The organism is Arthrobacter sp. 'calajunan' (genome assembly GCF_046940185.1).
GTDB classification, from domain to species: Bacteria; Actinomycetota; Actinomycetes; order Actinomycetales; family Micrococcaceae; genus Glutamicibacter; species Glutamicibacter soli.
In genome coordinates, this window is sequence record NZ_JBKZDY010000001.1 from 122,190 (window position 1) to 141,452 (window position 19,263).

Genomic DNA, 19,263 nt, shown 5'->3' on the forward strand with positions numbered 1-19,263 from the left:
GCAGGGAATTCCTAGAGTCGGTCCTGCCGGGCGATGAACACCTCGCGCAGCAGGATCATCGCGCTGGCGGCGACCGGGATGGCCATCAGGGCTCCGGTCACCCCGGCCAAGGTGCCGCCGGCGATCACGGAGATCACCGCGACGGCGCCGGGCACCGCCACCGCGCGGCGCATGATGCGCGGCGAGACGAAGTACGCTTCGAGCTGCAGGTAGCCGAAATAGCACAGCGCGTAGATCAGCGCCGTCTGCCAGCCCAGCGAGAGCGTCACCAGCGTGACCAGGATGCCGGCGATGACCCCGCCGACCAGCGGGATGAACGCCAGCACCGCGACCAGCAAGGTGAGCAGCGCCGCGAACGGCACGCCCAGGATCGTCATCAGCAGCAGCGCCACCAGCGAATTGAGGAACGCGACGGTGGCCTGCCCCATCACGTAGTTGCCGACCGAACTGGTGATGCGCACCGCCAGCTCGCCGGCGCGTTCGCGCTTGGAACGCGGGGCCAGGCGCAGCCCGAAGGCCATGATGGCGGGCAGCGAGGCGAGGAAGTAGATCGCCAGCACCAGCACGATCAGGATGCCGAACATCGACTGCGCCACGGTCTGCGAGACGCCCAGCACGCCGCCGAAGACGTTGGTGATCGCGCCGGAGTCGCCGAAGAATCGGTTGACCTCGTCGTCTAGCCGCTGCGTCAACGCGTACTGGCGGTCGATCTGCACCAGCCAGTCGCTGCTCAGGAAGTTGTTGATGATGGTCGGCGCATCGGTGATGAACGAGGTGATCTGCGTGACCAGCGTCGGGATGATGAGCGCCATGAATCCGCCGAAGAGCGCCAGGATGCCGAACATCGTGGCGGTCACCGCCAGCGGACGGCTGAGCCCCTTCGAGACCATCCAGCGCACCACCGGGTCCAGTCCCAGCGCGATGAACAACGCGATCGCGATCCAGGTAAGCAGCGATCCGACATTGGTCAGCACGTAGTATCCGCCCAGGGCCAGGCCCACGCCGGTGGTGCCCAGGAAGCCCATGGCGATCGGGTGCAGCGCCGGGATCGGATCCGGTGCGCCCTGGTCGTCATAAGGCACCTCGCCCAGCGCATCGTGGCGCGGGGTGTTCAGCATGGCCGTCAGACGCCGGGCGAGCCGGCGGCGCAGCGAAGCCTTCTCGGCTGGGGCGGGGGACTCGCCGCGCGGGGCCGCAGGCTGCGTCCCGGGAACCCGCGGAGTTGATGCGGTATCAGGCGCCGGATGCTCAGCGGCGGATTCAGCGTCAGGGTCGCGGTGCTGGCGACGGGGAAGCTGGTGCAGCGGATCGGCCGGCGACGGGTTCTGCCGGCCGTCCGATTCCCCCGCGGCGGAGGGGATCTGGCCGGTGTGCGGAGCTGGCTCGTGTGGCTCGTGCGGCTGATCTGACTGCATGGCACCGAGCATACCGCGCAAACGGCTTTTCGGTGTGCCCAAAGACACCGCGGACTTGGGCGATTGAGGCAGTTCACAGGCAGTGGCAGGAACCATGCGGGCACCGGACTCGTTAGACTGGGGATAGTACAGCTGTGAGACGTAGGTGAATAGGTGAAATCGTGCGAAAAGTAATCTCCGTGATCGCGATGCTGCTCGGGGCCGCGGCCCTGATTGTCGGCATCGGGCAGAAGACCTTTTGGGCTCCGCCCGAAACGGTGACCGCTACCATGCCGCAGTTCGACGGCAAGGCCCCGCTGACGCTGATTGAATCCAGCGTGAACTCCGAAAAGCTCGCCCCGGTCGAACTGGTCATCAGCGGCGAGGGCGAATTCACCGCCTCGCTGGGACGCAGCTACGACGTCGAGGCCTGGGTAGGCAAGACCGCCCACGCAGCCGTCACCGGCATCGACACCGAAAACCACCAGATGCAGGCCAACTTCGTCGAGGGCGACGCCACCGCGCCGGATCCGAAGAACGCCGACATCTTCTTCGACTCGCAGACCGCGCAGGGCACCATGACCTACCGCTGGACCGCCCCGGACACCGGCGACTGGTCGCTGCTGCTGGCCGCCGGCGGCAAGGACGCCGCCCCGGTGGACATCTCCGTCACCTACGCCAACGACGAAGCCATGCCGTTCGCGCTGCCGCTGATCATCGCCGGCGCGCTGCTGCTGGTCTTCGGGCTGGCGCTGCTGGTGATGCGCACCGCAAAGCAAGGCCCCGCCGCACCGGCCAAGGCCAAGAGCACCACCCAGAACTCCGTGGCCGCCGCGGCCGTCGTCGCGCTGGCCGTCTCCGGCGTGGCCCTGCCGATGGCCCCGTCCGAGGACGCCTCGCAGTCGCCGGCCCAGAACGCCACCGAAAGCGCTTCGCCGAGCGCCACCGAGCAGGCCAGCGAGTCCGCCGAGGCATCCGCCCCGGCCGAGGCAGAGCCGACCGCCTTCCCGGTGGTCACCGAGGAGCAGCTGACCCGCATCCTGGGCGATGTGCAGAAACAGATCGGCAACGCCGATGAGAAGCGCGATAAGAAGCTGCTCGAATCCCGTGCAGCGGGCGCGTTCAAGTACATCCGCTCCAGCCGCTACGACATCCTGAACGACGACATCAAGGTCGCCAAGCCGCTGACCCTGAATACCTCGGTGATCCGCTCGGCCGCCGTGCCCAACACCTCGGACGCCAGCTTCCCGCGCGTGATCACCGTGGTGACCGCCAAGGATTCGGACGCCGAGACCCTGCCGCAGGCGCTGACCCTGGTGCAGGCCACCGCCCGCGACAACTACCAGGTGATCTTCGCCGAGCAGATGCTGCCCGGCGCCAGCTTCCCGGGCATCGCCGTCGGCGACCCGTCGATCAAGCAGCTGGACGCGAACGCCAAGGGCCTGCAGCAGACCCCGAAGGACGCGCTGAAGTCGCTGGCCGACGTGCTGACCAACGAGAAGTCGAAGAACAAGGACAAGTTCGCCGAGTCCGAGTTCATCAAGGCCATCCACGCGGGCCAGAAGACCGAGTCGCAGAATGCGAACGAAGCGAAGGTCAAGTACGCGCGCACCGTGACCGAGGGCGACACCCGCGTAGTCTCCACCTCCGACGGCGGCGCGATCGTGACCGGTAAGCTGAACCAGCGCGCGGTGTTCGAGCGCACCGAGGACTCCGATCCGCTGGAGGGCACCGACGAGCTGACCAAGAAGCTGCTGGGCAAGGCCAGCTCCACCGGCGACGTGGAAATCAACTACGCCGAACCGGTCATGTTCTACCTGCCGGCCGAGGGCTCGGAGGATAAGATTCAGCTGATTGCGGCCGAGGTAGTGCTGCTGAACGTGAAGGAAGTGAAGTAACCGTGAGCGAAGAGCCAACGATCCCATCGTCCCGCGGCGCCGTGGACCTCAGCGCGCTGTCCTCGCACCGCCTGCAGGCCACCGACGCGACTGCGCCGGAAGCCGGCGCGACCTGGACCATGGAGCTGGACGAAGCGGCATTCCAGCAGTTCGTGGGCCTGTCCCAGCGGGTTCCGGCCATCGTGTCGCTCGGTTCCCCGCGCGTGCCTGCCTCGACCGAGCTGGACGCCTCGCTGCGCAAGCTCGTCGACGCCCGCGGCGGCAAGTTCGTGCTCGGCCTGGTCGACGCCGAGGCGCGCCCGCAGATCGCCCAGGCCTTCCAGGCCCAGCAGATCCCGCTGGTGGTCGCGCTGGTCAACGGCCAGCCGGTGCCGCTGTTCCAGGGCCCGGCCGGCGAGGAGCAGATCGAGCAGGTCTTCGGGCAGCTGGAGCAGCTGGCCGCGCAGCAGGGGCTGGGCGGCACCGTGCCTCCGTTCGCCGGAGCCCCTGCGGAGCCTGCGCTGCCGCCGCTGCACCAGAAGGCGGTGGACGCCATCGAGGAGGGCGACTACGCCGCCGCCGAGGCCGCCTACATGCAGGCCCTGAACGAGAAGCCGAACGACCACGAAGCCCAGGTGGGCCTCTATCAGGTGCGCCTGCTTTCGCGCACGCAGAACCTTGATTTGAACCAGGCCCGCGCCGAAGCGGCCTCGAACCCCGACGACCTGAACGCCCAGCTGAACGTGGCTGACCTGGACATCGTCGGCGGCCATGTGGAGGATGCCTTCTCCCGCCTGGTGTCGCTGGTGGCCCGACTGGCCGACGAGGACCGCGAACGCGTCCGCCGCCGCCTGGTCGAGCTCTACGCGGTGATCGGCACGAACGATCCGCGGGTCGCCGCCTCGCGCCAGAAGCTGGCCCGCGTGCTCTTCTAGCAACGCGGTTCCACGCCAACGCCCAGGGCGCCGGTGCACCTCGAGAAGTATTCTCGTGAGGCATCGGCGCCCTTTGTCGATCGCGGATTAATTCAAAAGGATGATGATGGATGACTTGGGCCGTTGCTAGGCTCGAGGCATGAATCCGATCGCACTAGATATTCGCTCCCTGGCCAAGCAATTCGGGGCCAAGGTCGCAGTGAACAACGTCAGCCTGCAGGTTCCCGCCGGCTCCTTCTATGGGTTGGTCGGGCCCAACGGCGCCGGCAAGACCACGATGCTTTCCATGGCCACCGGGCTGCTGCGCCCGGATGCGGGCTCCGCGCTGGTCAACGGGATCGACATCTGGGCGGACCCGCACGCGGCCAAGGCCACCCTCGGGGTGCTGGCCGACGGGGTGCGCCAGTTCGACCGGCTGACCGGCCGCCAGCTGGTGACCTATTCGGGCCTGCTGCGTGGCATGGACCGCGAGGAAGTCGCGGTCCGCACCGAAGACCTGCTGCGCGTCATGGACCTGACGCAGGACGGCGACAAGCTCGTCGTCGACTATTCCGCGGGCATGACCAAGAAGATCTCGCTGGCCACCGCGATGATCCACTCGCCGAACCTGCTGGTGCTCGACGAGCCCTTCGAAGCGGTCGACCCGGTCTCCGCGGCGAACATCCGCGACATCCTGAACGGCTACGTCCAGCTGGGCGGCACCGTCATCGTCTCCTCGCACGTGATGGACCTGGTCCAGCGCATGTGCACGCACGTCGCGGTGATCGCCGACGGCGTGCTCAAGGCCCAGGGAACCGTCGACGACGTCCGCGCCGGCAAGTCCCTGGAAGAACGCTTCGTCGACCTGGTCGGCGGACGAGCTACGAACGAGGGGCTGTCATGGTTGCGCACATCCTCCAACTGAAACTCCGTCTGCTGGGCAACGGCTTCAAGCGGTCCACCGGCCAGCTGGTCGCGGTGATCATCGGCGGCCTTTATGCATTGGGCATGGTCGTGCTGCTCTCCGGGGCGAGCTGGGCTACCGCGGAGCAGAACCCGTTCCCGGGCCAGCTGACCATCATCATCGGCTCGGCCGTGGTGCTGGGCTGGGCGGTCATTCCTCCGCTGCTCACCGGTGTCGACCTGACGCTGGAGCCGGCCCGCTTTGTGCATTTCGGCATCGATACCAAGGTGCTGGCCCCCGCGCTGGTGCTCGCCGGGTTCATCTCGGTGCCCGCCGTGCTGACCTTCCTGGGCCTGCTGGGCGCCTCCATGATGTGGCGGCTGGATCCGGCGGTGCTCGCCCTGGCCATGGTCAGCACGGTTGCCACCGCGATCATGGCGGTGCTGGTCTGCCAGTACCTGACCATCATGGCCACTGCGCTGCGCTCCAAGCGGCGTTTCCGCGAGTTGACCTTCGCCCTGCTCTTCCTGCTGCTGGTCTCCCTCGGGCCGTTGCTGTCGTCGGTGTTCGCCGCGGCGGAGAGCATCGCCGACTGGATCAACCCGATCTCCGCGGTGCTCGCCTACACGCCGCTCGGCGCCTTCGCCGCCCTGCCTGGGGCACTGGCCGCCGGGAACATGGCGCAGCTGGCGCTGTGCGCCGTGCTGGGAGTCGTCTACCTGGTGGGCCTGTACCTGCTGCTGGTCCGGGCTACCGGGGCCGCGACCGTCGCGCCCCCTGCGCAACAGCGTGCGGCCACTGCCCGCGGGCTGGGATTCTTCAAGCTGCTGCCGGCAACTCCCACCGGAGCCGTGGCGGCACGCTCGCTGACCTACTGGTTCAAGGATCCGCGGTACGCGCTGAGCATCCTGATGGTGCCGATGCTGCCGCTGATCTTCTGGTTCGCCGGACGCCAGTCGGGGGAGTACACGATGATGTTCGCGCTCGGCCCGCTGATCGGCATCCTGATGGGTTTCGCGATCTCCGCAGATGTCTCCTATGACAACACCGCTTTCGCCCTGCATGTGCTGACGGGGGTATCGGGCAAGGCCGACCGGGCTGGACGCGTCATGGCCTGCTTCGCCATCGGCATCATCCCGCTGCTGCTGGCGGCAACGCTTCCTGCCATCCTGTCCGACCAGCTGTGGCGTCTGCCAAGTGATCTGGGCTTGTCGCTGGCCGCGTTCCTGGTATCGCTGGGCGTCTCATCCGTTGTCTCGGCACGCTACACCTACGCCGTGCCGCTGCCGGGCGAGAACCCGATGAAGACACCTCCGGGCAACGGCCTGCGTGTAGCGCTGACCCAGATGGGCACCATGGGTTTCATGGCAGTGCTGCTGATTCCAGTGGTCATCCCGGCTGTGATTTCCTGGACGACGCAGTCGCAGGTTGCAGGGTTCATCGCGCTGGGTATTGGACTCCTGCTCGGTGTCGGGATGCTGATCGGTGGCGTGCATTTGGGTGGCAAGTGGTTCGACCGCCGCCAGCCTGAACTCATGCAAGCGGTCATGATCAACCGATAGCTGGTGCACATGGTGGGGCTGCCATTCGAATAGTCGAATGGCAACCCCACTTTTTCGTGGGTACCGCTGGGAGAGGAATCAGCCGGAGTCCGGTAGCGGGATGCTGGTCGGGACGCCCGGTGGACTGTAATTCCTGCGCAACCGCTGCGCCGGATCCCTGTCCTTGGGCAGCAGCACCCACGGCAGGCCCTTCACCCACACGATCTTGATCACCTCATGGTCGAACTCGATGTGGTGGTTCTTGCACCCCGGAGCGATCTTGTCCAAGTTCGTTTCCCCGCCCAAGGCGTACGGGTCGGTGTGGTGGAACTCCAGCTGCTCCACCGTCGCGGTGCACCCGGGCACCAGGCAGTACCGGTCCCTGGCCAGCACCGCACGCTGCAGCACCTCGGGCACGAAGCGTTTGGTCCGTCCGAAGTCCAGCAGCACCCCGTCCGTGTTGAACACCGCCGGGATCAGATCCGCCTGGCACAGCAGCTGCCGCAACGCGGCCGGCGGCAGGTCCACCCCGTGCGCGGTCTGCGCCGTCGAGGACGCCAGATCCTTCAGGTCGTTCAGCTGCAGGTGGGCGATGACCACCGGCCGCAACCGCTTGCGCTTGCGCTGTGGCGGGGATCTGTCGGGGTCCCCGGCGGAGCACTCCTCCCCGTCCTCGGCCCAGCCGGCCTTGCCGGCGCTGCCGTCGTCGGCGTTCGCGGGGTCGGAATCGAAGAGGGATCCCTGGCCCGGGCCGCCGTCCCCGAAGGCGGCCCCGGGCGGGTCCTCGCCGGTGGCGTCCAGCAGGATCTCCAGCAGCGCGTTCAACGCGCGTTCGGGCGGGGTCGCTTCGGGGATGAACAACTCGTCATCGTCCCAGCGCAGCTGCTCGGATCCTTCGGGCAGCAGGTCCTGGATGGACCAGCCGCCTTCCCCCTCGGGACCGGCCCCGGTAGCTCCGGCCCCGGTGGTTTCGCTCTCGGTGGCGGCATCCGCCTGCGGCTCCGGCACCTGCCCACTGGGTTGGTTCGGATAATCGGCAGGGTCCTTGAAAAACGACGCCCCCGCCACCGGCCCGCCTGAGCCCGGCCCCCGGTTCGGGTTCGCCGAGGCAGGGTTCCTCCGCGCGGCCTGCCCGGCCTGCGTGCTGGCCTTGTTCGCCGCCGCGATCAACGCATCCACCCACGCCCCCTCCGCCGTGGAAGTCCGCACCAAAAACTCGCGGAAGTGCAGGCTGCGGATCGGCAACGGGAACACGCCACGGCGCAGCGAGGCCGGCGGGATTGGCCCGGACCGGTTGATGGCCTCCAGGATCAGGCAGGCGATCTTCTTCACCGCCGCGAACGGGATGAACTCCTCGGCCAGGACTTGGGCGGCGTGTTCCTCCACGGTGCGCCCATCGGCATGCAACAGGGTCGGGCTGGTGGCGGTGCCTTCGAAGGTGCGGTCTTCGGGTTCGACCTTGGCCAGTTTCCGGCTGGCCTGCCGCACCACCGTCGGATCCACCCCGGACTCGAAGAGCAGGGCGGCCAGGTGCTCGAACCGCGGGGCAACCCGGGCCCCGGTGAAGTCCTTGCGCCCCACCAAGTCCATGGAATCCAGGATGAGGCGGTGGGTGTGCCAGTAGGGGGTGCGGGTCCAGGAGGCCAGCAGTTCTTCGGGGTTGCGGTAGCAGGCGCGTCCGGAGGCGCGCACCGGGGTGCTGGCGGTATCGGCGGGGTGCTCGCGCAAGTGCTCCAGTTCGGTGTGGGCCAGGGTGTGGGCGGCGGTGGCGGCAGTGCGTTCGGCGGCGACCAAATCCATGCGGGTCGCTTCGAAGCCGAGCTGCTGGGCGGTGGTCGTTAGTTCCAGGGCCAGGCGGGGATCGGTGGTATCGGAGAGGGTTTCGCGCAGGGCGGCGAAGGTGTCCAGCAGGCTGGTGGCCAGGTCCCGCAGCTGGGTTACCGATAGTTCGGGCAGGGCGGCACCGGGCGCGGGACGTACCTGGGCCAGTACGTGGTGCAGGCTGGTGAGGCCTTGGGCCAGTGCGGTGGTGTTCATGGCTCCAGTGAACGCCGACTGATCGTGCGGGGGTTGGGGGTGGGGTGCGGATTGTGGAGAAGTGCCGGAAAATTTTTTTGCGGGTTCCGGACATGCCACGCGGCACCATGGCGTGTGGGACACGGCACTGGACGCTGTCCGGCGCGGATGCGGCGGGCCGACGGAGCGGTCGAACATCGATAGAACACTCTGTGACCTGTAGATACCGTGCGCGGCGGAAGCGCCGGGAGGCGGGGGAGGAGCGGGCGATGTGGACAAGCTCCCATGCCTGTGCGCCCCATGAAAGCGTCGTACGTACTAGACTGGATGGCATGGTGGAACAGTCTGAAGAAACCCGCGGTGGCACGGCCACGATCGAACGCACCGAGACGACCCAGAGCGTCGAGGCCGGCGATCACGAGCGTTTTGCGCACTATGTGCAGAAGGACAAGATCATGGAGTCGGCGCTGTCCGGCGAGCCGGTGATCGCCCTGTGCGGCAAGGTCTGGACCCCTGGCCGCGACCCGAAGAAGTTCCCGGTATGCCCGGAGTGCAAGGAAATCTACGAATCCTTGATGGGGTAGTGCGGCGTTTCAAGCACGCACTTCCTACAACTTCTGCACGCGGCCGGGAAAAGGGTAAATGACGCAGGCACTTTTTGACTTTGGTGACAAGCTTCCTCTGGAAGACAAGCTACCGGTAGCGTATCCGGAGCGAGCGGCCTGGGGCACCGGGCCGAAGCTCCGCGCCTGGCAGGCCGAGGCGCTGGCCAAGTACTTCGAGGCGGAGCCCAAGGACTACATGGCCGTGGCGACCCCCGGAGCGGGCAAAACCACGTTCGCGCTGCGCTTGGCCAAGGTGCTGATCGACTCCGGCAAGATCAACCGAATGATCGTCGTCGCGCCTACCGACCACCTGAAGAAGCAGTGGGCGGACGCGGCGGCGCGCGTGGGCATCGCGCTGGATCCGAACTACAAGAATTCCGACGGGCGCCACGGCTCGCACTACATGGGCGTCGTCGTGACCTACGCCCAGGTGGCGCTCAAGCCCGCGGTGCACCGCGCGAAAACCGAGAACGCGCGCACCCTGGTGATCATGGACGAGGTCCACCACGCAGGCGACGCACTCAGCTGGGGCGATGGCATCCGCGAGGCCTTCGAGCCCGCCGCCCGGCGCCTGGCGCTGACCGGCACCCCGTTCCGTTCCGACGCGGCCCCGATTCCCTTTGTGCAGTACGTCGACGAGGGCGACGGCATCCGCCGCTCCAAGGCCGACTACACCTACGGCTACGGCAGCGCGCTGGCGGACCACGTCGTGCGCCCGGTGCTGTTCATGGCCTATTCGGGCAACATGCGCTGGCGCACCGCCGGCGGGGAGGAGATGGAGGCTAACCTCGGCGAGGGCTTCACCAAGGACGTCACCGCGCACGCCTGGCGCACCGCGCTTGACCCGCACGGCGACTGGATCCCCTCGGTGCTGCAGGCGGCCGACCGCCGCCTGTCCGAGGTGCGCCGCACCGTGAAGGACGCCGGCGGCCTGGTGATCGCCACCGACCACGAGGATGCGCGTGGCTACGCGGCCCAGCTGGAGGCGATCTGCGGGGAGAAGGTCACCACGATCCTCTCCGACGACCCGAAGGCCTCGGAAAAGATCGACGAATTCTCCGCGTCCGATTCGCGCTGGATGGTCGCTGTGCGCATGGTGTCCGAAGGCGTCGACGTGCCCCGGCTGTGCGTGGGCGTGTACGCCACCTCCACCTCCACCCCGCTGTTCTTCGCGCAGGCCGTGGGCCGCTTCGTGCGAAGCCGCAAGCGCGGCGAGGTCGCCAGCGTGTTCCTGCCCTCCGTGCCGGTGCTCATGGCGCTGGCCAACGAGATGGAGGTCGAGCGCGACCACGCGCTGGACCGCGAGGGCGACAAGGTCGAGGACGGCCTGGACGATGCGCTGCTGGAAGAAGCCAACAAGGAGGACAAGGCCAGTGACGAGCTGACGCGCAACAAGTTCGAGGCGCTGAACTCGCAAGCCTCCTTCGACCGCGTCTTGTTCGACGGCGGCGAGTTCGGCACCGGCGCCGACATCGGCAGCGACGAGGAGCTGGGCTTCTTGGGCATCCCCGGGCTGCTGGACACCGAGCAGGTCTCCGAGCTGTTGCGCGCGCAGCAGAACAAGCAGATCAGCCGCGGCGCCTCCAAGCCCGCCCCGGTCTCCGACCACCGCCGGATGATGGACCTGCGCACCAAGCTGTCCAAGAACGTGTCGGCCTGGTCCGCGCGCACCGGAACCCCGCACGCGCAGATCCACACCAAGCTGCGCAGCGTGTGCGGCGGACCGGCCGTGCCGCAGGCCACGGCCGAGCAGCTGCAGGCCCGGCTGGACAAGCTCTCCGACTGGTTCGTCGGCCGCAAATAAGCCGCCGGAACCGGGCGCACGCCGCCCGGCTTAAGTGGCATACTTCCTGCTATGACCAGCAGGAATCCCTCCATCGCTCTCCGGGTGCAGCGGCGCGACCGCTCCCGGGCGGCGTCCGCGTACCTGGGCATCGGACTCGGGCTGCTCAGCCTGCTCTCCGCGCTGCTGCGCCCGCTGCACTCGTGGCTGCACGGGCCGCTGGCGGTGCTGCCCGAATTCCTCATCCAGGTCTCCGCGATCTACGTGGTGTTCGGCTCCTTCGGCCTGTTCGTCCTCGCGCGCTACCTGCGCTCGGGCAACCGGGTGGCCTGGGCCGGATCGGTGCTGCTGCTGGCGCTGATCGCGGTGCTGCACGCGGGCAAGCGCGCTGACTGGCCGCTGGCGGCGCTCTGCGCGGCGGCCGCGCTCTGGCTGGGGCTGCAATACCGCGCCTTCCCGGTCTGGCCCGGGCGGCTGGCCTTGAAGCGCGCGCTGCTGGTGGCCGGGGCGGCGCTGGCGCTGGCGAGCCTGCTGGTCGGCGCGCTGGTGCTGCGCCTGGCCCTGGCCACCGACCAGGACCTGGGCTCCGGCGCCCGGCAGTTCGCCGCGGTGCTGGACGCCGAACTGCATGAACACCACCTGGCGCTGAGCTTCGCGCTGGTCGCCGCGGTGCTGCTGGGCCTGGCCGGGCTGCTGTGCTGGTACCAGTACACCGGCTCGCACACCGCCCCCGCCGATGCCGCCGCGCACCTGGCCGACCGCGAACGGGCACGGGAGATCGTCGCCCGCCACGGCGGCGGCACCCTTGACTATTTCGCGCTGCGCGACGACAAGCGCTGGTTCTTCCTGGGGCAGAGCGTGATCGCCTACGCGGTGCGCGGCTCGGTCTGCCTGGTCTCCCCGGATCCCATCGGGCCGGCCGCCGAGCGCGGGGAAACCTGGGCCGAATTCATGGTGTTCGCCGAGCAGCGCGGCTGGTCGGTCAGCGTGCTGGGAGCCGCGGAAAACTGGCTGGAGACCTACGAGCGCTCGGGCCTGCGCACGGTGTACCTGGGCGACGAGGCGATCGTGGACAGCGCAAGCTTCAGCTTGGCGGGCAAGAAATCCAAGTCGCTGCGCCAATCCCACGCCCGGCTGCTGCGCGCGGGCTACCGCGTCGAGCACGTGGACCCGCTGCGGCTGGATCCGGCGGTGCGCGCCCGGCTGGCCGACCTGGCCGGCGAGAGCCGGCGCGGGGAGGCTGAGCGCGGCTTCTCCATGACGCTCTCGCGCCTGTTCGACCCGGCGGACACCGGCCTGCTGCTGTCCATCGCCTACGACGGGGCCGGCACCCCGCAGGCGTTCATCCAGTGGGTGCCGGCCCCCGCGCTGCGCGGCTGGTCGCTGGATGTGATGCGGCGCAGCACCTCCGGGCAGCTGCCCGGCGGCCTGATGGACTTGTTGATCATCGAGATGCTCGGCAAGCTGGCGGGCGAGGGTGGCGGCGAGCTGGGGCTGAACTTCGCGGTGCTGCGCGAGGCGGTGGCCGGCGGGCAACAGGCAGCCGGCGGCTGGTTCGAACGCCTGGTCGCCAAGCAGGCTTCCAAGCACGCCCAGGTGGAGTCGCTGTACCGCTTCAATACGAAGTACGATCCGCGCTGGCAGCCACGCTACGCCGCGGTGGGCACCGTGGATTTGTGGCTCTCCCAGGGCCTGCGCATGGCCCAGGCCGAGGGGCTGGCCGAGCTGCCGGCGCTGCCCAGGCTGCGTCCGGAGCGTGCCTGATGCTGCCGGGGCTCACCGCGGCGCTGGCCGCCAGCATCGGCTACGGCACCGCCTCGGTGCTGGAAGCCGTGGCGGCGCGCCGGGTCGGCGGGGCGAAAGTCTACGCCCACCCGCTCTACCTCGCCGGGATCGGCCTGGACCTGTTGGCCTGGCTGTGCTCGCTGCTGGCCCTGCAGCACCTGACCCTGTTCACGGTGCAGGCGTTGCTGGCTGGATCGCTGGTGGTCACCATGCTGCTGGCGCGCTGGGTGTTCGCCAGTGAGCTGAGCCGCGCGCAGCTTCTCGCCATGGGCCTGCTGATCGCAGGGCTGGCGGTGCTCGCCCTGTCCACCGGAACCCAGCCAGCGCAGCCCGCCGCCCAGCCGCTGGTCTGGACGCTGGCCGGAGCGCTGCCGGTGCTCGCTGCGGCTCTGGCAGTGCTCTACCGGAAGCGGGCGCCGATGCCGACCGCGGTGCTCGCCGGGCTGACCGCCTCCGGCGCTGCGCTGGGCGCCCGCGGGCTGGTGCTGGACGGCGGGGTGATCCAGCTGCTGCGCGAGCCGATGCTCTGGCTGGTGCTCGGCTTCGGGGTGGTGGCGATGGCCGGCTACACCCGGGCGCTGGAATTCGGCCACGTGGGACCGGCGAGCGCGGTGTTCACCGTGGTCGAGGTGGTGGTGCCTGGCATTGCAGGCATGCTGCTGCTGGGCGATGCGGCCCGCGAGGGCTGGGAGCTGGCCAAGTACGGCGCCATCGCGTTGAGCCTTGGATCCTGCCTGTGGCTGACCCTGGGCAGCCCGGGCGCAGGACTGCCGGCCGAGCCGGCGCTGAAGGCGGGCGGCTCCGAGAGGGAGCACGACGCAGCGGAGCACGGCGAAGGGAGCGCAGGAGAATGAACGAAATCCAAGACCCTGGCGGGGGCGCGGAACTGCGGCGTGCGAGGATCCGGGCGGTGGCGCTGGGCGCGGGCGCCGCGGCCTACTCGCTGGGCATCCTGGGGGAGGCGGTGCTTGGCTGGCCGCTGGATCCGCGCACCGCCATGCTCTCCGAGCTCGCCGCCCGGGACCGCTGGCATCGGGGGCTCTTCCAATGGACAGATATGGCCTCGGCCGGGTGCTACCTGGTGGCGGCCTGCGCCTCGCGGCCGGGGGACTCGGATCCGCGCGGGCTGCTGAGCGCGTCGCTGGCCGCCTTCGGGGCCGCGACCATCGGCGATGCGCTCAGCCCGCTGGACTACCCGGTGTCCTTCGACGATCCAGGATCCCCGCGGCGCGCCGAGCGCCCGGAAGGCTCCGGAACCAGCGCCAGCCACGGGCGCCACTATGTAACCACGGCGCTGGCCTCGGCCGCTTCGATGGGGCTGGTGGCGAGCTACTGGCGGGAGTTCGGCCGGCAGCCAGGGGCCTCGGCGCGCCGCCGGCTGGCGGCTCCCGCGGTGCTGGGCCTGCTGGCGGGCAGCGCGGCGAGCCTGGCTTCCGCGAAGCTGCACCCGGGCACCGTGCAGCGCCTCTACACCCTGGGATTCAGCGCGCTGTGCGTGGACTTCGCCCGCCGGGACCTTGCCCGCAGCAATCCGGCCAGCAGCGGCCCGGCCCACGCCGTCGCACCGCGCTAGGCGGTACCAGTCAGCGCAACGCAACAGGCCGCCGGAAAACCGGCGGCGGACTGCCGCAGGAGCGTGGAGGGTAAAGCTAGCCCAGGGTCAGCACCGTGACCCCGGCGGCGCGCAGCTGGTCGTTCACCGCCGGCATGTTCTCCGGGGAAACCGCGGCGGTCAGCGGGGCGAGCACGGTGGTGGCGAAGCCCGCCGCGGCCGCGTCCAGGGCGGTGGCGCGCACGCAGTGGTCGGCGGCCAGGCCCACCACGTCCACGGCGGTGATGCCGCGTTCGGTGAGCCAGTCGCCCAGCAGCGCACCGGACTCCTCGGCGGGGTCGGCGGCCGGGTCGAGCCGGCGCGCCTCGAAGCCCGAGTAGGCGGCGGAGAAGCGGCCCTTGGCGAAATGCGCGTCGACCTGGAGCCCGGCGATCTGCGGGTGCAGGGCCGCCCCGTCGCTCCCTGCCACGCAGTGCACCGGCCAGGAGTCGATGAAGTCCGGCTCCTGCGAGAAGTGCGCCCCGGGATCGATGTGCCAGTCCTGGGTGGTGGCGATCGCGGCGTAGCTTGCGCGGCGCGAGCGCACGTCGCCGGCGATGCCCGCGGCGACCAGGTTGCCCCCGGCCACGGCCAGCGCACCTCCTTCGCAGAAGTCCGGTTGCACGTCGATGATCAGCAGGGCGCGGTTCATGGCAGCCTCCTTGGGGCGTGGCGGTATAACGCTCGGGTGGATGGATCTTAACGCCCGCCGCTGTGCGCGTGGTGGGCGTCGGGTGCGGGTTAGCTGCGCACCATGACGGTGGGGATGACCGGTTCGCCGCGCTGCAGCTTGCGGGCCTCGCCGGGCATTTCCTGGATCGAGGCGCGGTGCCGCGCGGCGGCCTTGGCCACGCCCTGCGCGCCGATGAACGAAGCATCGATCTCGCCGTTGACCACCAGCGGGACCATCAGGTCGCGCTCGGGTCCGCCGGTGGTGTACTCGGAGGTGGAGACGACCTCGGCGACGGCGCGGCCGCGCTCGTTCAGCTCGCGCACCGCGTACTTGCGTCCGCCCACGCTGGCCTTGTTCGCGGCGGCCTTGGCCACCGGGATCCAGTCGCCGGCGTCGTCCTGCCGCGAGACCAGCTTGTAGACCATGGAGGCGGTCGGGTGGCCGGAACCGGTGACCAGGGCGGTGCCCACGCCGTAGGAGTCCACCGGGGCGCTGGCCAGCGCGGCGATGGCGTATTCGTCCAGGTCCGAGGTGACGGTGATCTTGGTGTTCCAGTTGCCCAGATCGTCCAGCAGGGCACGCACCCAGCCGGCCTGCTGGACCAGGTCTCCGGAGTCCAGGCGCACGCCGCCCAGCTCGGGGCCGGCCACCTCCACCGCGGTGCGCACGCCGGTTTCCACGTCGTAGGTGTCCACCAGCAGGATGGTGTCGCGGCCCAGCGAGGCGACCTGCGCCTCGAAGGCCGCGCGTTCGGTGTCGTGCAGCAGAGTGAAGGAGTGCGCGGAGGTGCCCACGGTCTTCAAGCCGTAGCGGGCCCCGGCCTCCAGATTGGAGGTGGAGTCGAAGCCGGCGATGATCGCGGCGCGGGCCGCGGCGACCGCGGATTCCTCGTGGGTGCGGCGCGAGCCCATCTCGATGCACGGGCGGTTCGCGGCGGAGGCGATCATGCGCGAGGCGGCGGAGGCGATGGCCGAGTCGTGGTTCATCACCGAGAGCAGGTAGGTCTCGATCACGCAGGCCTCGGCGAAGGTGGACTCGACCATGAGCAGCGGCGAGTTCGGGAAGTACAGCTCGCCCTCCGCGTAGCCGGTGATGGTGCCGGTGAAGGTGAAGTTCTCCAGGTACTTCAGGGTCTCGGCATTCACGACCTTGTTGTCCGAGAGGAACTTCAACTCGTCATCGCCGAAGTGGAAGTCGGCCAGTCCTTCGAGCAGGCGGCCGGTTCCGCCGACCACGCCGTAGCGGCGTCCCTCGGGCAGCCGGCGGGAGAAGGCTTCAAACACGCTCGGGCGGTGCGCCGCGCCGGAGGCCAAGGCGGCCTGCAGCATGGTCAGCTCGTAGTGGTCGGTGAAGAGGCTGGTGCGCATGAACGCTCCTGAATCGTGTGTGTGCTCTGGACTCTGCCGCCTCCTGGGAGGCGAACCAGCTTTTACTGTATAACGGCTGACCGCATTGCCGTGATTCGGGGCGGACGGCGCCGCGCTCAGGAAGCGGGCGTAAAATGGTTGGCATGACCGCAATGCCCGATGTACTTTCCTCCCCTGAAATCCGGGAATCCACCGAGAAGGCCTGGCGCCTGATCGTGTGGAACGACCCCGTCAACCTGATGAGCTACGTGTCCTACGTGTTCCGCTCGTACTTCGGTTTCAGCCCGGAAAAAGCCGACAAGCTGATGCTCCAGGTGCATCACGACGGCTTCTGCACCGTGCGCAGCGGCGCGCGCGAGGCGATCGAGTCCGACGTGCACGCCATGCACGGTTTCGGACTGCAGGCCACCATGACCCAGGAGGCCTAGGCGTGGCGAAAGCCTTCAAGTACGGCTCGCGGGGCATCACCGGCTCGCTGCATTCGGCCGAGCGCAAGCTGCTGCGCGACCTCTTTTCCGACATCATCCACATGCTCGAAGAGCGCGCCGAGATGCACCGCCTGCCCGAGGACATCGATCCGCTGTACGCGCTGACCGGCATGCGCCCGGCGGACTTGAAGCTGCCGCCGATCAGCGACCCGGCGCTGGCCCGGCTGCTGCCCGACGCGAGCGATGACCCGCAGGTTGCCGAGGAGCACCGCCGGCTGACCGAATCGGATCTGATCGGTGAGAAGATCGGCCGGCAGCGCGAGGCGCAATTCCTGCTGGAAACCGACAAGATCGTGCTCGACCCGGCCGGGGCCCGGCGTTTCGCCCAGGCGCTGAACGACGTGCGCCTGGTGCTCTCCGAGCGGCTGGAAATCCGCAGCGAGGCGGACTCCGAGCGCATCTCGCAGATCAACGACGCCAAGGACGTGACCACCCCGGAGGAATACCTGGGCCTGGTCTACAACCTGGTTTCCTGGGTGCAGGACACCTTGATGCACGCGCTGATGAATGCGGAGTACTAGGACACGTGAACTCATTTTTCGCCACCGGACAGGTTTCCGCACCGGACGCCGACACCCCCATCGGCATCTTCGACTCTGGCGTGGGCGGGCTGACCGTCGCGCGCGCCATCATCGACCAGCTGCCGGGGGAGTCGCTGATCTACGTCGGGGACACCAAGAACTCTCCCTACGGCCCGCTGCCCATCGCCCAGGTGCGCGCGAACGCGCTGGGCGTGATGGACGAACTGGTGGACGCCGGGGTGAAGCTGCTGGTCATCGCCTGCAACTCGGCTTCCGCCGCGGTGCTGCGCGACGCCCGTGAACGCTACACCGCCCGCTACGGCATCCCCGTGGTCGAGGTTATCCAGCCGGCCGTGCGCCGCGCGGTGGCAGGCACCAAGAACGGCAAGATCGGCATCATCGGCACCCAGGCCACCGTGGGCTCGCGCGCCTACGAGGACGCCTTCGCCGCCGCCCCGAACCTGGAAGTGACCTCCGTGGCGTGCCCGCGGTTCGTGGAGTTCGTCGAATCCGGCATCACCGCCGGACCGGAGCTGCTGGGCATCGCCGAGGAGTACCTGGCCCCGCTGCAGGCCAAGGGCGTGGACACGCTGATCCTGGGCTGCACCCACTACCCGCTGCTCACCGGCGTGATCTCCTACGTGATGGGGGATTCGGTGACCCTGGTGTCCTCCGCGGAGGAGACCGCCAAGGACGCGTTCAGGGCGCTGACCAAGCATTCCCTGGTCCGCGAGGACGGGGCGACGGCGCGTCACGAATTCCTTGCGACGGGCAACGCTGATAGCTTTGGGATACTGGCACGCCGCTTCCTCGGCCCCGAGGTATTGCAGGTGCGCCATGTGGACCATGTGGCCGCCCACTATCCGACAGGAGCCATCGCGCGGATTACCCCGCAGATGATCGCCGCGTCGAAAGCGAGAACCGAATGAAGTTGACCATCATTGGATGCACCGGGTCGTTCCCGGGGCCGGGCTCTCCCGCGTCCTGCTACCTGGTGTCGGCCTTTGATGGCACGCGCGACTGGAAGATCCTGCTGGATCTGGGCTCCGGCGCGCTCGGCGTCCTGCAGCGCTACACCGATCTGAAGGACATCGACGGGATCATGATCTCGCACCTTCATCCGGATCACTGCATGGACTTGTGCGGCCTGCACGTGGCGATCCGCTGGGATCCCACCGGCTGGGGCCGCGAGAAGATGCTGGTGCACGGCCCGGCCGACACGGCCAACCGCATCGAGACCGCCTACGGGCTGCCCGAGGGCGACACCATGCACCAGGACTACAACTTCCAGGTCTGGGAGCCGCTGACGCCGGTGCACCTTGGACCGTTCACGATCACCCCGTACCCGGTACGCCACCCGATCGAGGAGGCCTACGCCCTGCGCGTGGAGGCCCGCGAACCGACCCCCGAGGGCGAGATCATGACCAGCGTGCTTACCTACTCGGGCGACACCGACACCTGCCAGGGCCTGGTCGATGCAGCCCACAAGGCGGACATGTTCCTGTGCGAGGCAGCCTTCGAGGAAGGCCGCGACGACGCGATCGACGGCGTGCACCTGACCGGCAAGCGCGCCGGCGAAATGGCGACCGCCGCGCAGGCCGAACGCATGCTGCTGACCCACATCCCGGTGTGGACCGACATCAACAAGGTGGTCGAAGAGGCTCGGGAAACCTACGACCGCGGCATCGCCGTGGCGGTTTCCGGTGTCACCTACGGCGTGTACTCGGGCAGCCTGAAGGACGGCAAGGATCCGGAGCTGTTCAAGGGCGACCGCGGCACCGACTACATCGTCTCGGAAACCGGT

Annotated in this window: 16 protein-coding genes and 1 pseudogene; 13 read left to right on the plus strand and 4 right to left on the minus strand. The window is 68.8% G+C overall.

Going from position 1 to position 19,263, the window contains the following annotated elements:
* Positions 1–11: 11 nt before the first annotated feature.
* On the minus strand, positions 12–1,415 hold the full coding sequence (locus tag RF641_RS00590; protein ID WP_082124043.1) for an AI-2E family transporter: 1,404 nt from the start codon (positions 1,413–1,415) through the stop codon (positions 12–14).
* A gap of 161 nt (positions 1,416–1,576) precedes the next feature.
* Here RF641_RS00590 and RF641_RS00595 point away from each other — a divergent pair, with 161 nt between their 5' ends.
* The 4 genes from RF641_RS00595 to RF641_RS00610 all read left to right on the plus strand — a co-directional run bounded on the left by RF641_RS00595 (position 1,577) and on the right by RF641_RS00610 (position 6,651).
* Positions 1,577–3,292 (plus strand): hypothetical protein, encoded by a 1,716-nt coding sequence (locus RF641_RS00595; protein WP_424572156.1) that lies wholly within the window; start codon positions 1,577–1,579, stop codon positions 3,290–3,292.
* 2 nt (positions 3,293–3,294) lie between these two features.
* Positions 3,295–4,206, plus strand: coding sequence for a co-chaperone YbbN (locus tag RF641_RS00600; RefSeq protein ID WP_047118757.1), 912 nt, complete (start codon positions 3,295–3,297; stop codon positions 4,204–4,206).
* Between the two features lie 139 nt (positions 4,207–4,345).
* Positions 4,346–5,110, plus strand: a complete 765-nt coding sequence (locus RF641_RS00605; protein WP_047118758.1) for an ABC transporter ATP-binding protein — start codon at positions 4,346–4,348, stop codon at positions 5,108–5,110.
* A complete protein-coding gene (locus RF641_RS00610; protein ID WP_424572157.1) occupies positions 5,086–6,651 on the plus strand; it encodes a transporter in 1,566 nt (521 codons plus the stop codon). The genes RF641_RS00605 and RF641_RS00610 overlap by 25 nt, the downstream gene beginning before the upstream one ends.
* Positions 6,652–6,729: 78 nt before the next feature.
* On the opposite strand, the gene RF641_RS00615 is transcribed toward RF641_RS00610, so the two are convergent.
* Positions 6,730–8,667, minus strand: a complete 1,938-nt coding sequence (locus RF641_RS00615) for an HNH endonuclease signature motif containing protein (protein WP_424572158.1) — start codon at positions 8,665–8,667, stop codon at positions 6,730–6,732.
* A gap of 311 nt (positions 8,668–8,978) precedes the next feature.
* Here RF641_RS00615 and RF641_RS00620 point away from each other — a divergent pair, with 311 nt between their 5' ends.
* From RF641_RS00620 to RF641_RS00640, 5 genes are read left to right on the plus strand one after another with little or no spacing between them, the layout of a single operon-like run.
* Positions 8,979–9,230, plus strand: a complete 252-nt coding sequence (locus RF641_RS00620) for a DUF3039 domain-containing protein (protein ID WP_047118761.1) — start codon at positions 8,979–8,981, stop codon at positions 9,228–9,230.
* A 58-nt stretch (positions 9,231–9,288) separates the two neighbouring features.
* Positions 9,289–11,055: a DEAD/DEAH box helicase gene (locus RF641_RS00625; protein ID WP_424572159.1), complete on the plus strand. Its 1,767-nt coding sequence runs from the start codon at positions 9,289–9,291 to the stop codon at positions 11,053–11,055.
* A gap of 51 nt (positions 11,056–11,106) precedes the next feature.
* Positions 11,107–12,798: a bifunctional lysylphosphatidylglycerol flippase/synthetase MprF gene (locus RF641_RS00630; protein WP_424572160.1), complete on the plus strand. Its 1,692-nt coding sequence runs from the start codon at positions 11,107–11,109 to the stop codon at positions 12,796–12,798.
* The gene (locus tag RF641_RS00635; protein WP_424572161.1) at positions 12,798–13,673 is read left to right on the plus strand and encodes a hypothetical protein; all 876 of its coding nucleotides are present in this window, start codon (positions 12,798–12,800) and stop codon (positions 13,671–13,673) included. The genes RF641_RS00630 and RF641_RS00635 overlap by 1 nt, the downstream gene beginning before the upstream one ends.
* Positions 13,670–14,392 carry a DUF998 domain-containing protein gene (locus RF641_RS00640; protein ID WP_424572162.1) on the plus strand — a complete coding sequence of 241 codons (723 nt, stop codon included), beginning with the start codon at positions 13,670–13,672 and terminating at the stop codon, positions 14,390–14,392. The genes RF641_RS00635 and RF641_RS00640 overlap by 4 nt, the downstream gene beginning before the upstream one ends.
* A gap of 76 nt (positions 14,393–14,468) precedes the next feature.
* Here the strand turns inward: RF641_RS00640 and RF641_RS00645 are convergent, their stop codons facing one another.
* Together RF641_RS00645 and RF641_RS00650 are read right to left on the minus strand one after the other, a co-directional pair.
* The gene (locus RF641_RS00645; protein WP_424572163.1) at positions 14,469–15,062 is read right to left on the minus strand and encodes an isochorismatase family protein; all 594 of its coding nucleotides are present in this window, start codon (positions 15,060–15,062) and stop codon (positions 14,469–14,471) included.
* An 89-nt stretch (positions 15,063–15,151) separates the two neighbouring features.
* The gene (locus RF641_RS00650) at positions 15,152–16,450 is read right to left on the minus strand and encodes a nicotinate phosphoribosyltransferase (protein ID WP_424572164.1); all 1,299 of its coding nucleotides are present in this window, start codon (positions 16,448–16,450) and stop codon (positions 15,152–15,154) included.
* A 143-nt stretch (positions 16,451–16,593) separates the two neighbouring features.
* On the opposite strand from RF641_RS00650, the gene clpS reads away from it, so the two are divergent.
* From clpS to RF641_RS00670, 4 genes and pseudogenes are all read left to right on the plus strand, one after another.
* Entirely contained in the window at positions 16,594–16,878 is a 285-nt protein-coding gene (gene clpS / locus RF641_RS00655) for an ATP-dependent Clp protease adapter ClpS (protein WP_047120652.1), read from the plus strand.
* Between the two features lie 2 nt (positions 16,879–16,880).
* Positions 16,881–17,459: a DUF2017 domain-containing protein gene (locus RF641_RS00660; protein ID WP_424572165.1), complete on the plus strand. Its 579-nt coding sequence runs from the start codon at positions 16,881–16,883 to the stop codon at positions 17,457–17,459.
* A gap of 5 nt (positions 17,460–17,464) precedes the next feature.
* On the plus strand, positions 17,465–18,388 hold the full coding sequence (gene murI / locus RF641_RS00665) for a glutamate racemase (protein WP_053797803.1): 924 nt from the start codon (positions 17,465–17,467) through the stop codon (positions 18,386–18,388).
* A pseudogene (locus RF641_RS00670) lies at positions 18,385–19,179 on the plus strand (MBL fold metallo-hydrolase); the annotation flags it as partial. The gene murI and the pseudogene RF641_RS00670, both read left to right, overlap by 4 nt.
* Between the last annotated feature and the right edge of the window lie 84 nt (positions 19,180–19,263).

Excerpts from the sequence above, each read along its gene's own strand:
- RF641_RS00590 (WP_082124043.1), bottom strand. The coding sequence starts at position 1,415 with ATGCAGTCAGATCAGCCGCACGAGCCACACGAGCCAGCTCCGCACACC.
- RF641_RS00605 (WP_047118758.1), top strand. The coding sequence starts at position 4,346 with ATGAATCCGATCGCACTAGATATTCGCTCCCTGGCCAAGCAATTCGGG.
- RF641_RS00610 (WP_424572157.1), top strand. The coding sequence starts at position 5,086 with ATGGTTGCGCACATCCTCCAACTGAAACTCCGTCTGCTGGGCAACGGC.
- RF641_RS00615 (WP_424572158.1), bottom strand. The coding sequence starts at position 8,667 with ATGAACACCACCGCACTGGCCCAAGGCCTCACCAGCCTGCACCACGTA.
- RF641_RS00620 (WP_047118761.1), top strand. The coding sequence starts at position 8,979 with ATGGTGGAACAGTCTGAAGAAACCCGCGGTGGCACGGCCACGATCGAA.
- RF641_RS00625 (WP_424572159.1), top strand. The coding sequence starts at position 9,289 with ATGACGCAGGCACTTTTTGACTTTGGTGACAAGCTTCCTCTGGAAGAC.
- RF641_RS00630 (WP_424572160.1), top strand. The coding sequence starts at position 11,107 with ATGACCAGCAGGAATCCCTCCATCGCTCTCCGGGTGCAGCGGCGCGAC.
- RF641_RS00635 (WP_424572161.1), top strand. The coding sequence starts at position 12,798 with ATGCTGCCGGGGCTCACCGCGGCGCTGGCCGCCAGCATCGGCTACGGC.
- RF641_RS00640 (WP_424572162.1), top strand. The coding sequence starts at position 13,670 with ATGAACGAAATCCAAGACCCTGGCGGGGGCGCGGAACTGCGGCGTGCG.
- RF641_RS00645 (WP_424572163.1), bottom strand. The coding sequence starts at position 15,062 with ATGAACCGCGCCCTGCTGATCATCGACGTGCAACCGGACTTCTGCGAA.
- RF641_RS00650 (WP_424572164.1), bottom strand. The coding sequence starts at position 16,450 with ATGCGCACCAGCCTCTTCACCGACCACTACGAGCTGACCATGCTGCAG.
- clpS (WP_047120652.1), top strand. The coding sequence starts at position 16,594 with ATGACCGCAATGCCCGATGTACTTTCCTCCCCTGAAATCCGGGAATCC.